Source organism: Kitasatospora sp. NPDC005748, assembly GCF_040630735.1.
Classification (GTDB): Bacteria; Actinomycetota; Actinomycetes; order Streptomycetales; family Streptomycetaceae; genus Kitasatospora.
The window spans coordinates 124,805-138,975 of the sequence record NZ_JBEXYD010000002.1; the positions used below are offsets into that span (position 1 = coordinate 124,805).

The 14,171-nt window shown below is 70.5% G+C and carries 12 protein-coding genes; 6 read left to right on the top strand and 6 right to left on the bottom strand.

Translation table 11 applies throughout. The features are described from left to right. Positions 1–223: 223 nt before the first annotated feature. Together ABZ495_RS01990 and ABZ495_RS01995 are read left to right on the top strand one after the other, a co-directional pair. Positions 224–1,021 carry a VOC family protein gene (locus ABZ495_RS01990; protein WP_359804090.1) on the top strand — a complete coding sequence of 266 codons (798 nt, stop codon included), beginning with the start codon at positions 224–226 and terminating at the stop codon, positions 1,019–1,021. Continuing rightward, positions 1,021–1,527: a DinB family protein gene (locus ABZ495_RS01995; protein WP_359804091.1), complete on the top strand. Its 507-nt coding sequence runs from the start codon at positions 1,021–1,023 to the stop codon at positions 1,525–1,527. Before ABZ495_RS01990 ends, ABZ495_RS01995 begins: the two co-directional genes overlap by 1 nt. Before the next feature lie 55 nt (positions 1,528–1,582). Here the strand turns inward: ABZ495_RS01995 and ABZ495_RS02000 are convergent, their stop codons facing one another. Beyond that, positions 1,583–2,617: a MerR family transcriptional regulator gene (locus ABZ495_RS02000; protein ID WP_359834192.1), complete on the bottom strand. Its 1,035-nt coding sequence runs from the start codon at positions 2,615–2,617 to the stop codon at positions 1,583–1,585. A 113-nt stretch (positions 2,618–2,730) separates the two neighbouring features. Here ABZ495_RS02000 and ABZ495_RS02005 point away from each other — a divergent pair, with 113 nt between their 5' ends. After that, positions 2,731–4,299 carry an alpha/beta hydrolase gene (locus ABZ495_RS02005; RefSeq protein WP_359833965.1) on the top strand — a complete coding sequence of 523 codons (1,569 nt, stop codon included), beginning with the start codon at positions 2,731–2,733 and terminating at the stop codon, positions 4,297–4,299. A 113-nt stretch (positions 4,300–4,412) separates the two neighbouring features. On the opposite strand, the gene ABZ495_RS02010 is transcribed toward ABZ495_RS02005, so the two are convergent. After that, positions 4,413–4,949 (bottom strand): carboxymuconolactone decarboxylase family protein, encoded by a 537-nt coding sequence (locus ABZ495_RS02010; protein WP_359833967.1) that lies wholly within the window; start codon positions 4,947–4,949, stop codon positions 4,413–4,415. Between the two features lie 252 nt (positions 4,950–5,201). On the opposite strand from ABZ495_RS02010, the gene ABZ495_RS02015 reads away from it, so the two are divergent. Both ABZ495_RS02015 and ABZ495_RS02020 read left to right on the top strand, forming a co-directional pair. Beyond that, positions 5,202–6,128 (top strand): NADP-dependent oxidoreductase, encoded by a 927-nt coding sequence (locus ABZ495_RS02015; protein ID WP_359833969.1) that lies wholly within the window; start codon positions 5,202–5,204, stop codon positions 6,126–6,128. A 96-nt stretch (positions 6,129–6,224) separates the two neighbouring features. Further along, on the top strand, positions 6,225–7,160 hold the full coding sequence (locus ABZ495_RS02020; protein ID WP_359833970.1) for an AraC family transcriptional regulator: 936 nt from the start codon (positions 6,225–6,227) through the stop codon (positions 7,158–7,160). A 72-nt stretch (positions 7,161–7,232) separates the two neighbouring features. On the opposite strand, the gene ABZ495_RS02025 is transcribed toward ABZ495_RS02020, so the two are convergent. The 4 genes from ABZ495_RS02025 to ABZ495_RS02040 all read right to left on the bottom strand — a co-directional run bounded on the left by ABZ495_RS02025 (position 7,233) and on the right by ABZ495_RS02040 (position 13,648). Beyond that, complete coding sequence (locus ABZ495_RS02025; RefSeq protein ID WP_359833972.1) at positions 7,233–8,360, bottom strand: NADH:flavin oxidoreductase; 1,128 nt, start codon at positions 8,358–8,360, stop codon at positions 7,233–7,235. A gap of 241 nt (positions 8,361–8,601) precedes the next feature. Then, positions 8,602–10,074, bottom strand: coding sequence for an MFS transporter (locus ABZ495_RS02030; RefSeq protein WP_359833974.1), 1,473 nt, complete (start codon positions 10,072–10,074; stop codon positions 8,602–8,604). A gap of 652 nt (positions 10,075–10,726) precedes the next feature. Further along, positions 10,727–12,961 (bottom strand): caspase family protein, encoded by a 2,235-nt coding sequence (locus ABZ495_RS02035; RefSeq protein ID WP_359833976.1) that lies wholly within the window; start codon positions 12,959–12,961, stop codon positions 10,727–10,729. 237 nt (positions 12,962–13,198) lie between these two features. Next, complete coding sequence (locus ABZ495_RS02040) at positions 13,199–13,648, bottom strand: peptide deformylase (protein ID WP_359834193.1); 450 nt, start codon at positions 13,646–13,648, stop codon at positions 13,199–13,201. Here ABZ495_RS02040 and ABZ495_RS02045 point away from each other — a divergent pair. Continuing rightward, positions 13,530–14,117 carry a tyrosine-type recombinase/integrase gene (locus tag ABZ495_RS02045; RefSeq protein WP_359833978.1) on the top strand — a complete coding sequence of 196 codons (588 nt, stop codon included), beginning with the start codon at positions 13,530–13,532 and terminating at the stop codon, positions 14,115–14,117. The two genes, ABZ495_RS02040 and ABZ495_RS02045, sit on opposite strands and share 119 nt — an antisense overlap. The last annotated feature ends 54 nt before the right edge of the window (positions 14,118–14,171 follow it).

Here is a 14,171-nt window from a genome sequence, read left to right on the forward strand (position 1 = left end):
TGACCGGGCCTCGCGACGGCCCGCCGGGGTGCTCCGGCGGGCCGTCGCCGTGTCCGGCCGGGGAGGCCGGGGATGCCGGGAAGGGCAGGGGCCGGGAAGGGCGGGTGCGGAGGGCGCGGGCGGCGCGGTACGGGCGGCGCGGTGCGGGTACTCGGGGCGCGGTCCGACGGGGGACTGGCTACTGTGACGAATCGGGGCATACCGTTACATGGAGGGCAGGATCATGACCGTGCTACCTGAGGGCACCCCCTGTTGGGCCGACGCCATGTTCAAGGATCTGGACGGCGCCAAGGCCTTCTACGGGGCGGTGCTGGGCTGGACCTTCGGCGAGAGCGCGTCGGAGTTCGGCAACTACACGACGGCGTACTCGGACGGCAAGGCGGTGGCCGCCGTCGTCCCGCCGATGCCCGGGGACGACGTGCCGTCGGCCTGGTGCCTGTACCTCGCCTCGCCGGACACCGCCGCGACCGTCGAGAAGATCCGCGCCGCGGGCGGCGAGGTGCTGATGGGGCCGATGCAGGTCGGCGACTTCGGTTCGATGGCGATCGCCAAGGACCCGGGCGGCGTCACCTTCGGCGTCTGGCAGGCCGGTAGCCACGAGGGCTTCGAGAAGCAGAACGAGCCGGGTTCGTACACCTGGGCCGAGGTGCTCACGCGTGAGCCGGGCAAGGCCGACGCCTTCTTTCCCGCGGTCTTCCCCTACAGCACCAAGCGGATGGACACCGACCAGGTCGACTACAAGATCTTCCAGGTCGCCGACCGGCCCGCGCTCGGCCGGATGAAGGTCGGACCGGACGACATGCCGCCCGAGGCGCCCTCGTACGTGAGCGTCTACTTCTCGGTGGACGACTGCGACGCCGCCATCGCCAAGGTGACCGAGCACGGCGGACAGCTATTCTTCGGGCCGATGGACAGCCCGTTCGGCCGGTTCGCCGCCGTCGGTGACCCGCAGGGCGCGGCCTTCGGCGTCATCGACCTGGGCACGACCTCCGGGCCCATGCCGACCATGGCGGACGCCTGATGGCTGCCGGCGCACCGGCGGGCGGCGAGCGTGCCGACCTGCTCCAGACGCTGGACAAGCACCGCGGCTTCCTCCGCTACACCGTGCGTGACCTCGACGACGAGCAGGCCGCCCGGCGTACCACGGCGAGCGAGCTGTGCCTGGGCGGTCTGATCAAGCACGTCATGGGCGTCGAGGAACGCTGGTCGCGGTTCGCGGTCGGCGGTGCGGAGGCGATGGAACGGGGCTCGATCGACTGGGAGGGCCAGTTCCGGATGACGGACGGCGAGACGCTGGCGGGCCTGCTCGCCGCGTACGAGCGGGTGGCGCGCCAGACGGACGAGCTGGTCTCGACGCTGCCCGATCTGGACCTCGTCCACCCGCTGCCGGAGGCGCCGTGGTTCGAGCCGGGCGCCGGCTGGTCGGTGCGCCGGGTGCTGCTGCACATCATCGCGGAGACCGCGCAGCACGCCGGGCACGCGGACATCATCCGGGAGTCGCTGGACGGGGCGAAGACGATGGGGTGAGGGCCTCGGCCCTGAGGGCCGCGCCGGAAGCGGGGGCTGCGAGGGCGGCGGGCGCTCATGCGGCTTCGGGGCGTCGGACGTCCGGGATGGAGGCGCCCGGCGCGGTGGTGCCCGGCGCGATGGTGCCCAGCGCGGTGGTGCCCAGGGCGGTGGTGCCCGGCGCGGTGGTGCCCAGGGCGGTGGTGCCCAGCGCGGTGGTGCCCAGCCCGGTGCGGAGCCATTCGTGGGCGGAGCCGGCCGTGACGGCGGGCGGGCCGCCGACCGGGGTGGCGAGTTCCGCGGCGAGCTGCCAGTAGCGGAGGATCACCGGGTCGGCGGTCTGGTCGAGGACGTACCCGAGCCGGCGGCGGAACTCCGGGGTGTCGCGCAGCCCGCGCGAATCGGCGTGCGCGGCGACGAAGCAGTCCAGCGCCTCGCCGGGCCGCCCCGCCCCGTCCGCCATCTCCGCCGCCGCCAGCTCGTACGCCGTACCGAGGCCCTGGTAGAGCACCGCCGGCCGGTAGTCCTCGTCGGGCTCGCGGAGGTCGGGCCGGCAGACGTCGATGCTGAGCCGGCCGGGGGCGGTGAGCGCGTGCAGCCGGGCGAAGGTCAGCACCTGGGCCGGGGTCGGATCGTCGGGGAGCTGCGGGACGGCCGCGTCGACGACCGCCGTGAGCAGCGGGGCGGGCAGCCGCGGGGGCAGCACCCGGCGCCAGAAGCGGGCCAGCACGGTGGTGTCGGGCGGACTGGTCACCGCGCCGATCAGACGCAGCCGGTCGGCGCGCTCGGCGGGGGTGCAGTCCTGGAGCAGCTGGAGGGCGGCCTCGCGCCAGCGCAGGGCGGCCAGCTGGGACCCGAGCTCGCGCAACTGCCGGGCGACGGCGCCCTCCAGTGCCGACTCGTCCTCCAGGGCCCGGCCGACCTCCGGGACGGGCAGGTCGAGCGCGCGCAGGGAGCGGATCAGCCGGAGCCGGTCGAGCGCCTCCGGGCCGTACCGGCGGTGGCCGCCGGAGCTGCGGCCGGCTTCGGGCAGCAGGCCGCGGTCCGAGTAGTACCGGACGGTCTTGACCGTGACGCTCGCCTGCTCGGCGAGTTCGCCGATGCTCCACATGACGTCTGACGACAGCAAGGCTTGAACCTCCCTCAGGGGGAGTTCCTACCGTACCGGTGTGCGCAGGCGGCCGGCGGGCCGCCTGCGGGGACGATCCGCGCAAGGAGACGATCATGACGGCGTTCGTGCTGGTGTCGGGGCCCTTCACCGGTGGAGAGGTGTGGCGGGAGGTGGCCGCCAGGCTGGAGGAGTCCGGGGCCGAGGTGTACCCGGCGACGCTCACCGGGCTGGGGGAGCGCCGCGAGGAGGCCGGTCCGGACACCGGGCTGGAGACGCACATCGAGGACGTGGTGCGGCTGATCGACGGGGTGGCGGCGACGGAGCTGGTGATCGTCGGCCACGACTACGGCATCCACCCCGTGCTGGGCGCGGCCGACCGGCGCCCGGAGCGGATCGCCCGGATCGTCTACCTGGACGCCGGCCTGCCCCAGGACGGTGACGCCGCCGTTCAGCTGGTCCCGGACGAGGAGGTCCGCCGGCAGCTGCTCGACCCGGCGGACCGGGACGGCGGGACCGGGTGGATCGACCCGCCGGCCGCCGACGGGTGGCAGCGCTGGGGCAGCACCGCCGGGCTCTCGGAGGAGGCGCTGGCCCGGCTGACCGGTCTCGCCTCGCCGCAGCCGAGCGCCACCTTCACCCAGCCGCTCAGGCTCTCGGGGGCCCTCGCCACCGTGCCGACCTCCGGCATCTTCTGCACGGAGAGCGGGATGAGCATCGCCAAGCTGGAGGGCCTGATGACGCTGGGCATGCCGCAGTTCAAGGCCCTCGCCGACTCCCGGGTGAGCTTCTTCGACCTGGACACCGGCCACTGGCCGATGCTCTCCCGTCCGGACGAGCTGGCCGAGCTCCTGCTCGGCGCCGCGGCCGGCGAGGGGCACCGGCTGGCGGCGGCGCCCGCCCAGGAACTGCCGGGCTACCTGCGCCCGTTCGTGCTGGACGTGCCCGAGCAGACCCGCGAGCGGATCGGCCGGGTCGACCTCTACCTGCCGGCGGACCCGAACGGCGCCGGTGCGGCCGGCGCCGACCTGGCCAGTGCGGCCGGTGCGACCGACACGGCCGCCGCGCCGCGTCCGGCGGTGCTGTTCGTCCACGGCGGCCCCGTCCCCGAGACCGTGCGGCCCACCCCACGGGACTGGACGACCTACGTCGGCTATGGCCGGTACGCGGCGAGCCAGGGCGTGATCGGCGCGACCCTGGACCACCGCCTGCACTCGCTCGCCGACTACCCGCTCGCCGCGGCGGACGTCGCCGAGGCCGTCGAACTGCTCCGCGCCGACCCGCGCGTCGACGGCGACCGCATCGCCCTCTGGTTCTTCTCCGGCGGCGGCCCGCTCTCGGCGGACTGGCTCTCCGCGCCCCCGTCCTGGCTGCGCTGCCTCGCCGTGACCTACCCGATCCTCGCGCCGCTGCCCGGCTGGCAGGGCGTGGACAGCCGGTTCCGCCCGGTGGACGCGCTGGCCGGGGCCGGGCGGCTGCCCGTCGTCCTGACGCGGGTGGGCCTGGAGGTCACGGAGATCGCCGCGACGGTCGAGGAGTTCGTGGCCGCCGCCGAGGCACGGGACACGGACCTCCAGGTGATCGACGTCCCGCACGGTCACCACGGGTTCGACACCGTCGACCCGACGGACGAGTCGCGCGCGGCCGTCGAGCAGGCCGTCCGCTCCGTCCTCGGGCACCTCTGAGCCAGGTGCCGCCCGTTCCGCCCGGTCACCGGACCGGGTGCGGCCGAGGGCCCGGCCCCGACGGGGGTGGGGCCGGGCCCTCGGGTCGACGGCGGCTCGCCGCGACGGGGCGGTCAGTGCGCCGCCCGCTCGTCGGTACCGGGGACCTTGGCGGTGCTGAGCGCGATCCGGTTCCAGGTGTTGATGGTGAGGACCAGGGCCAGCAGCCGGGCCAGCTCCTCCTCGGTGAACTGCGCGGCGGCCCGGGCGTAGACGTCGTCGGGCAGGCCGGCCTGGCCGATCAGCGTGACGGCCTCGGTCAGCGCGAGGGCGGCCTGCTCCTGCGCGGTGAAGAAGTGCGCGGCGTCCCGCCACACGGCGACCAGGTGCAGCCGCTCCTCGGTCTCGCCGGCCTTGCGGGCGTCCGAGGTGTGCAGGTGCAGGCAGTACGCGCAGCCGTTGAGCTGCGAGGCGCGGATCTGGGCCAGCTCGACGAGCGCCGGGTCGAGGCCCTCGCGGGCGGCGGCGTCGAAGCCGATCAGGGCCTTGAAGGCGGCCGGGGCGGCCTTGGCGAAGTTGATCCGGGGAGACCGGGCGGCGGCGGGGGTGCCGGGGGTGTCGGGGGCGGCGGCGGGCGTGGTGGTCGGCGCGGCTGCGGCGGCGTTCATCATGACCATGAATCTAGCGATTCGGAAGACCGGTGGAGCAGTGCATTCCAGGGGCATGATGCTAGGTCAATTGCCTTGGTTTCACCCGTCGCGGGCTGGTCCGGGCGCCGTGGAGCGGAGCGCCCGCCGCGCGAGACGCTGGGACATCTTCCGAAGACTGAAGGATATTCATCGGCTCGTCGGACCTTCCTAGGGTTGGGGACAACGAGAACCGGTCCGCACGAGGGCCGGGCGAGCCAGGAAGGCAGTCCTCCCATGCGCGCAGTCACCCAGCAGTCCTTCGGCGGCCCCGAGGTCCTGGAGACCGTCGAGATCGACCGCCCCACCCCGCTCGGCGGCGAGGTCCTCGTCCGGGTCCACGCGAGCGGGGTCAACCCGGTCGACGTGGCCGTCCGGTCGGGGGCCTACCCGCTGCTGGGCGAGCCGCCGTTCGGTGTCGGCTGGGACATCTCGGGCGTCGTCGAGGAGGCCGGCCCGGGCGCCCGGTTCAAGGCGGGCGACGAGGTGTACGGCATGCCGTTCTTCCCCCGCGCCGCCACCGGGTACGCCGAGTACATCGCCGTCCCCTCGCGTCAGGTGGCCCGCAAGCCCGCCACGATCGACCACGTGCACGCCGCCGCCCTCCCGCTCGCCGCCCTGACCGCCTGGCAGGGCCTGGTGGACGCGGCCGGGGTGACCGAAGGTCAGCGGGTGCTGATCCACCGCGCGGCCGGCGGCGTCGGCCACTTCGCCGTGCAGATCGCCAAGGCCCGGGGAGCCCATGTGGTCGCCCTGGCGAGCGAGGCCAAGCACGCGTTCGTTCGCGGCCTGGGCGCCGACGAGGTGATCGACTACCGGACCACCGACTACACCGAGGCGGTCCGCGACGTCGACGTCGTCTTCGACTCCTCCTCCGAGGGCGACCGCGCCCTGGCCGTCCTGCGCCCCGGCGGCACCCTGGTCAGCATCATGGAGCACTGGAACCAGGAGCTCGCCGCCCGGATCGAGGCTGCCGGCCGGCACTTCGCGGGCATCTCGGTCGAGCCCGACTACGCCTCGCTGGAGGCCATCGCCGCACTCGTCGACGCGGGCCGCGTCCGCCCGCACGTCAGCGAGACCTTTCCGCTCGACGAGGCCGCCAAGGCCCACGAGCTGGTCGGGTCCGGCCGGGTGCAGGGCAAGGTCGTCCTCACCGTCGCCTGAGCGCGGTCCTACAGTGGAGGGCCGGACGTGCCGGATATTCGGGATGGGCCGGATGGGCCGGACACGTCGGACGAACGGAGAAGCGGGGGGAAGGCGTTGGACATCCTGACCGAGGCGCTGAGCTCGATGCGGACGGGGCAGCCCACGTCCGTACGCACCGAGGGCCGTGCCCCCTGGGGCCTGCGCCTCCCCCCGGTCGCCGGGGCCGGGTTCCACGTGGTGCTGTACGGGACGTGCTGGCTGGTCCCGCTGGAGGACGCGCCCGACGCGGAGCCGATCGCGCTCAGCCCCGGCGACGTGGTCTTCCTGCGCGACGGCCGCGGCCACATCCTCGCCGACCACCCCGCCACCCCGGCCGAGACCGAGCGGCCCGACCAGTACCGGCCGGGTTCACCGATCGGCATGGTCACCCTGGGCGGCGACGGCCCCCGCACCAGTCTGCTGTGCGGCAACTACCACCTCGACCAGGGGCGTCCGCACCCGCTGGTCCGCCAGCTGCCGGCGGTCATCCACCTGCCCACCCGGCACGGCCGCCACCCCGAGCTCAGCGCGGCGGTCCAACTCCTCGGCACCGAACTGGAGAAGCCGCGGATCGGTTCGGCCGGGATCGTCCCCGCCCTGATCGACTCGCTGCTCCTCTACATCCTGCGCGCCTGGTTCGAGGACCAGCCCCCCGCGGCGGCCGCCGGCTGGGCCGCCGCGCTCGGCGACTCCGCCGTCGCCCCGGCGCTGACCGCCATCCACGAGGCCCCCGCGGCGCCGTGGACCGTCGAGTCGCTGGCCGGCCGGGCCGGACTCTCGCGCGCGGCCTTCGCCCGCCGCTTCAGCACGCTCGTCGGCGAACCGCCGATGGCTTATCTGACACGCTGGCGCCTGACCACCGCGGCGACCCTGCTGCGCGAGTCCGAGGCCCCGCTGACCACCGTCGCCGCCCGGACCGGCTACGGCTCCGAGTACGCCTTCGCCAAGGCCTTCAAGCGCGAGTACGGTCAGCCGCCCGGCAGTTACCGCCGCACCGCCCGCGCCGCGTGAGGGCGGTGGCCGCCACGGCCGTGCCCGCCGCCCGCTGTGGCGCAGGCGGCGGGCATGGGACATGACTGGACGTCAGCTCAGCGTCGCCAGGGCCGACGCGTCGTACGGCTTCAGCTCGTCGAAGCGGCCGGCGAGGACCTTCGCCGCCCACTGCGGGTCCTGGAGCAGCGCCCGGCCGACGGCGACCAGGTCGAACTCGTCGCGCTCCAGCCGGTCGAGGAGGTTGTCGATGCCTTGCACGGTGGCACCCTCGCCCGCGAAGCTGCGGATGACGTCGCCGTCGAGGCCGACCGAGCCGACGGTGATCGCGGGCCGCCCAGTGAGCTTCCTGGTCCAGCCCGCCAGGTTCAGGTCCGAGCCCTCGAACTCCGGCAGCCAGTAGCGGCGGGTGGAGGCGTGGAAGACGTCGACGCCGGCCTCGGCGAGCGGGGTCAGGATGTCCGCCAGCTCCTCCGGGCTCTCCGCGAGCCTGGCCTCGTAGGCCTCCTGCTTCCACTGCGAGTAGCGGAAGACCACCGGGAACTCCGGCGACACCACCTCCCGGACGGCGGCCACGATCTCGGCCGCGAACTTCGTCCGGGCGACCGGGTCGCCGCCGTAGGCGTCCGTCCGCCGGTTCGTCCCCGCCCAGAGGAACTGGTCGAGCAGGTAGCCGTGGGCGCCGTGCAGCTCGATACCGTCGAAGCCGATCCGCTCGGCGGCCGCGGCGGCCTCGGCGAAGGCGCCGATGACATCGTCCAGGTCGCTCCTGGTCATCGCCCTGCCGGTGCCCTCGGTACCGTCGATCCGCAGGCCGGAGGGGCCTATGGCGGGGGCGTCGGCGAACGGCGGCTCGCCCTGCTTGCGCACCATGCCGATGTGCCACAGCTGCGGCATGATCGTGCCGCCCGCCGCGTGCACGGCCGCGGCGACCTCGGCCCACCCCGCCAGCTGCTCCTCCCCGTGGAACCGCGGCACCCGGTCGCTCTGCCCGGCCGACTCGTGGCCGATGTACGTCCCCTCGGTGAGGATCAGCCCCACCCCGGCGGCGGCCCGCCGGGCGTAGTACGCCCGTACGTCCTCGCCGGGCACGCCGCCCGGCGAGAACTGGCGCGTCATCGGCGCCATCACGATGCGGTTAGGGACGGTCAGCCCGTTCAGCTCGACGGGCCGCGCGAGCAGCTCGGCCGCACGGGAGGCGGAGGACGCGGTGCTGGTCATGGGGTTCCCTCGTGATCGGACGGCGGGTGCGATGTTCAGGTGTCAACCACTTCGCGGGTCCCTCCATTTCGCCCACCCGGCAAGCGGGCCTGTGATCCGGGCCACTGCGGCGCCCGGCGTGCCCGGCGTGCCCGGCTTGTCGGGCCCGAGGGCGGAAACACGCGGTGCCGCCCCCGGAAGGGCGGCACCGCGCGAACTCGTACCGGGGCGTCCGTCAGACGTGTCAGAGGTGTCAGAGGTGTCAGACGTGCACGACGGGGGCCGGGTCGGTGGCCGTTGCCCCGGTAGCCCCGGTTGCCTTCGGTGCCGTCGCCGGCTTCTCCAGCCGCAGCGCCACGAGCGCGGTGAGCGCGATCCCGGCCGCGGCCAGGTACACCGCGGTACGCAGCCCGTCGGCGCTGGCGGCGCGCAGTGCGTCGCCCGAAAGTCCCTCGGCGACGGGGGAGTTGGCGACGGCCACCAGGAGCGCGAGGCCGACCGCTCCGCCGACCTGCTGGCTCGTGGAGGCGACACCCGAGGCGATGCCCTGCTCCCGCGCCGGGACCCCGAGCGCGGCGGCGCCGAACATCAGGGTGTACCCGGCACCCTGGCCGAGGCCCAGAACGACCAGCCCGGGGACGAGTGTCCCGTACGAGCCGTCGGTGGACATGGTGGCCCCGACGAGCACGGCACCCCCACCGCCGAGGAGCAGGGCCGCGACGAGGACGGGACGGATGCCGAACCGGGTCGCCAGCCGCCCGGCGGTCTGCGACCCCACGGCGATGGCGGCCATCGGGACGAGGAAGGCGAGGCCGGTGCTCAGCGCGTCGTAGCCGTGCACGCTCTGGAAGTACACGGTGAGGAAGTACAGCAGGGCGCCGAAGGTCGCCATGTAGAGGAAGGTCACCAGGGTGCCGGTCGCGAGGTTCCGGTTGCCGAACAGGCGCAGCGGCAGCAGCGGATCGGCGCTGCGGCGCTCGATCGCGACGAAGGCCGCGAGCAGGGCGGCGCCCACCGCCGTGGCGGTCAGCACGACCGCGGAGGTCCAGCCGGCCTCCGGGCCCTGGACGAGCGCGAAGACCAGGGCGGTACTGCCGACGGTCGAGGTGGCCGCACCGGCCAGGTCGAACGAGCGGCCGGCGGCGCGGGGCAGGTCGGGAGCGATCAGCACGAAGGCCAGCAGCGCGGCGGCGCCCGCCAGCGGGACGTTGACGAAGAACACCGAGGCCCAGCCGAACGACTCCGTCAGGACGCCCCCGAGCAGCGACCCGAGGATCATCCCGCTGCCGCCGGCGGTGCCCCAGACGGCGAACGCCCGGTTGCGGTCCCTGCCTTCGGCGAAGCCCGTGGACACCAGGGTGAGCGTGGCGGGGAAGAGGAACGCGCCCCCGGCCCCCTGGACCGCCCGCGCGGCGACGAGCAGGCCGGGCCCGGTCGCGAGCCCGCCGAGCAGGGATGCCCCGGCGTACAGTGCGAGCCCGAGCGCGAACATCCGGCGCGGCCCGAACAGGTCGCTAGCCCGCCCGCCGAGCAGCAGGAACCCGCCGAACGCGACGGCGTATCCGCTGACCACCCACTGCAGGCTCTGCGGCGAGAAGCCGAGCGAGGAGCCGATGTCCGGCAGGGCGACGTACACGATGTTGTAGTCAATCGAGATGATCAGCTGGGCGAACGCGAGCAGCGCCAGCGTGAGACCGAGACGCGCGGACGTGGACGCGGGGCTGGACGAAGGCATGGCGAAGCCTGCTTTCGAGTAGGGAGCCGGAAGAACGACAGCACGGCCGCCACCCACACCTCCGGGCGCCTCGTGCTGCTCACACCCATGAATCTAGGACCCCCAGAGACCGCTCATATGGTGCACTCCACCACCCATTCCATGGGTCAATTCCCGGGCCGGTCCACCGGTGGACGACGGTAACCGCGACATGACGAGGGCCCCGACCGCACAGCGGTCGGGGCCCGTCGTCCCCCCTCGCAGAGGACACGATGAACGACGAAGGCCCGGACCGCTGAGCGGTCCGGGCCTTCTGCCGGCGGAGGATACGAGATTCGAACTCGTGAGGGGTTGCCCTAACACGCTTTCCAATTCTGTGCGGGGCTGTCCGGCGGCGTCCGTATGGGTCCTGACCTGCGGCGGATCGGGTGACACAGCGCCGGTTGAATGGCGTTGAACCCCGATGAATGAGACCAAAACTGAGACCAGGATCGATTTCTCAACGCTGTGCTGGCCCGGTTCGCATATAGGAGGTATGTGACCGACGTTCGACCGCGAGACTTCCACGGATAAAATTCGGCCCCTTGCCCCTAGAGCGTCGAGCATCCACGTGCGGGGTCGAATCTCGTCCGACACACGTCTTACGGTGCTGCCGGTCCGAGTGATGCGCTCTTCAGGACCCTTCGATGCTCGCCACAGTCGTGGTGATCACATCGCAGACCTGGGTGATCCCTTCGACGTTGAACCGGACGCCTGAGATCGTCACAAAGACTTGGTAGGCGCCCTTGCTGCCAGGATGTCGCTTCACGGCGTTGCCGTACCTCTTCTGCAGGGCTCGGTCGAGCCGTGCGTTTATCGAGTCTCTCGCGGCCTTTCCCGACTTGAGGGACGCAACGGGGAGGCTGCCCATCACTGAGAACTCGACCTCGACCGTCGCGGCCAGCTTGTTCGGGCTGCCCTTGAGACGCGCGATCACCTCCACCTGTCCAGAGGCGCTGTTCATGCGGACCTGGCCGCCGGTCGAGTCATATCTGCCCATGCCCGCGTAGAGCTGCCCGATACGGCGGCACAGGTCGTCTTCTTCGACGTCCTCGGTCCCGCTCGCGATCTGAATGATCGCCTCAGCGGCGCGTAGGGGTGCGACAAAATCCACTACCGTCTGTGGTCGATCGTCGGGCGCCTTTGAGGTTGCCTGCTTATACAATTCCATGAGCGCTTCAGAGGCGCGGTCATCAACCCAACTGGCTAGCTTGCGTTGAAGAACTTCTTGATTCTTTGCGAAGTTCTCTGCATTCGGATCCCTACCGGTCACGAGGAAGAACATGAGTTGAGCCAGGCTGAAGACATCGACGGTCTCGCTCCGTGCGGACCTGGCGTTTGGCTCGTAAAGCTGCTCGGGTGCCGCATAGTTAATTACGCCGCCGACTCCAAGATTTGTGGTAACCGTCCTATTGGTCTCGTGATAGGCGAGGTCGAAGTCGGTCAGGTAGGGCTCAAGCTGCCCGTCTGAACCCATGGAAATGACGATATTCTCTGGTTTGATGTCGCGATGCCGAACCTTCTTTGAGTGAGCATGCTGGACAGTCTCGCATATGTCGATCATTAGGCGTACCGCGACGGCGGCGTCCCCATCTCGATCAATATAGGTCCTTCGAAGATTATCGCCAGGTATCAAGTCCATAGCAAACCCGAACGGCGCAACCATTACTTCGTGGACGCGAACAATGTGAGGATGCTCCAGTTTCCTCATGTTGAGGTAGCCATTAGTAAAGCGCTGGACTTTTACTGCATCGTCTAGTTCGTTTCCGTGGAAAATCTTCAGGGCCAACACCCGGCCATCGGTGTTCTGGACTTCCCACACGTGCCCGTAGCCGCCGTGGCCGATATGCCGTGCGATCCGCCCGAATCGCGTTTCTTCACCCACGCTTACCTCGGACAAGTTCTTGCGAAACTCGCGCACCCGTCGGCTAAGGTCAACCCAATCCGGGTCCCGGCGAACGTCCGGCAGCTCCCTCTCGGTCGACTCGAACCATGCCACCACCGATTCGAGCTCCAATGCACATTGCCTCGCCCCCCTGTCGAGTCGGACGCCGCGATCAGTGAGCTCCCGAAGCTGCAGGTAGTAATACTGATCAACTAATGTCTGCGCCTTTGACATGACACGTGAGCGCTCACTCCGCTCGATTGGCCGTCCCTGGCGAGGCTCGAAGCCCTTGCCCAGGATTACCGTGCCAGCGATGTCTCCCTTGAAAACCGGGGTCTGCATTTCTCCGGGAATAGCACTGACCACATACTCGTATATGCCCATCAGAGTGACTTCGCCGTCCCAGTTCACTGCCGCGCCCAGGAGGGCGTCGGTAAGTGTGTCGGTGAAGACTCCGCGCTGGTCGATCTCTTTTGCGGTTTCTTCGGGGCGACATGCGGCGAGGATGCAGCGACTTTCATTAACTGCCGGCACCTCGCGTTCGACGTCTGACGGAGCCAATGGTCGGCTATTGGACCACGTGAATGCGGAGCCGGAGTGGCAGCAGTCGAGAATAGATATGACGTGGTCGTAGACCATGCTCGCGGACTCCATGAGTTGCGCGAGATGGGCCAGAGAAATACCTGGATCGAAGTCCTGTGCATCATAGGTAACAAGGTGTCCAGCCTGGCCTATGACTTGGCCGTGGCCGGCGAAGTACAGGAGTAGCGTGTTTCCTTTGTCCTGATCCTCGGCACCGTAGGCGAGTTTCGACAGCTCTCGCAAGATGTTACTCCGAGTTGCTTGGCTGTTAAGCAGTACAGTGCTGTCGAAGTCGTACTGCTCCAGGGAAAGGCAGGAGGCCACATCTTTCGCATCATTCACGCAGCCGTAGAGTGGCGCGTCCGGGTAGCTATCGATACCAATAATTATGGCTTTATTCAAGATGCTCTCCGCTCGCTCACCCCCGCCAAGTTGATCAAGACGAGGAGGCATCGAAAGGTGCTAGGACCTTAGCGCGTCGACGAGTTGGGCGCCAGTGGTTCCCGCAGATGTCGGCTGGTGGCCGGGGCTGTTCACTGGGGACTGTATGTCACGCGTTGAGCGACGGATCCGGCAGGATTACAGGTCAGCCCATAAAGCGTCCTTCGAATCATTTGGTACGGAGTGGATGCTCTCGCGCTAGTTGCTGGGAGTGAGGCCGTGAGCCGCTATCGGAGTTGACGCTCTGAGCCGACTGCGGTCTTGCTGAAGATCGGGCGCGAGAGCCGTGGCTGAGGCCGCTGTGTTCCCCCGCCCGCCGGGTGACCATCCGGGGTGGCGTGCGCAGATTGTCATTGGTTGTAGACCCACGCCCGCCCAGTCTGTCGGTACTCCTCGACAGGGATGGGGCTGACGCCGGTTGGCATTTCGGGCGGTGTAGAGCAGGCCGTCGAGGTGGTCGATCTCGTGGTGGATCAGGCGGGCGAGTCCGCGTTCGTAGGTGGTGGTGACCGGTTGACCGTCCAGGTTGGTGGCCTCCACGGTAATCCGCAGCGGGCGGGGGACCATGCCACGGACGTCGAAGAAGGAGAGGCAGCCTTCGAACTGCTCGTCCGTTTCACTGGCGTGGTCGGTGATGCGGGGGTTCAGCAGGACGATCGCCGGGGCGCTCGGCTCAGCTGGCTGGACGATGGCAGAGGCGCGACGCGCGGTGCCGCTGCCCGAGCAGCTCGTCGTGATCTTCCGGCTACACAAAGAGGAGCAGGACCCCGAGCGGGCCCTCGCCCGCGACCTTTGGGCGGACAAGGGCTACGTCTTCACCTCGGGGACCGGAGCACCGCTCAACCCCAGCACCGACTACCACCGCTGGAAGCGGCTCCTGCGCGAGGCCAGCATCCGCGACAGCCGCCTCCACGACGCCCGCCACACCGCCTCGACCGTTCTCCTCCTGCTCGGCGTGCCGGAACAGATCGTGACGGCGATCATGGGCTGGTCCTCGACCTCGATGGCCCAGCGCTACCAGCACGTCACCGAGCCGATGCTGAACGACGTCAGTAGGAAGATCGGCGCGGCTCTGTGGGGTGATGGCGAGCCAACGGGGCCGACTGACAGCAGCTGACGTGTGACGGTGTGCCGGGTCCTACCAGAACAGGACCCGGCGCAACCGTGGTTG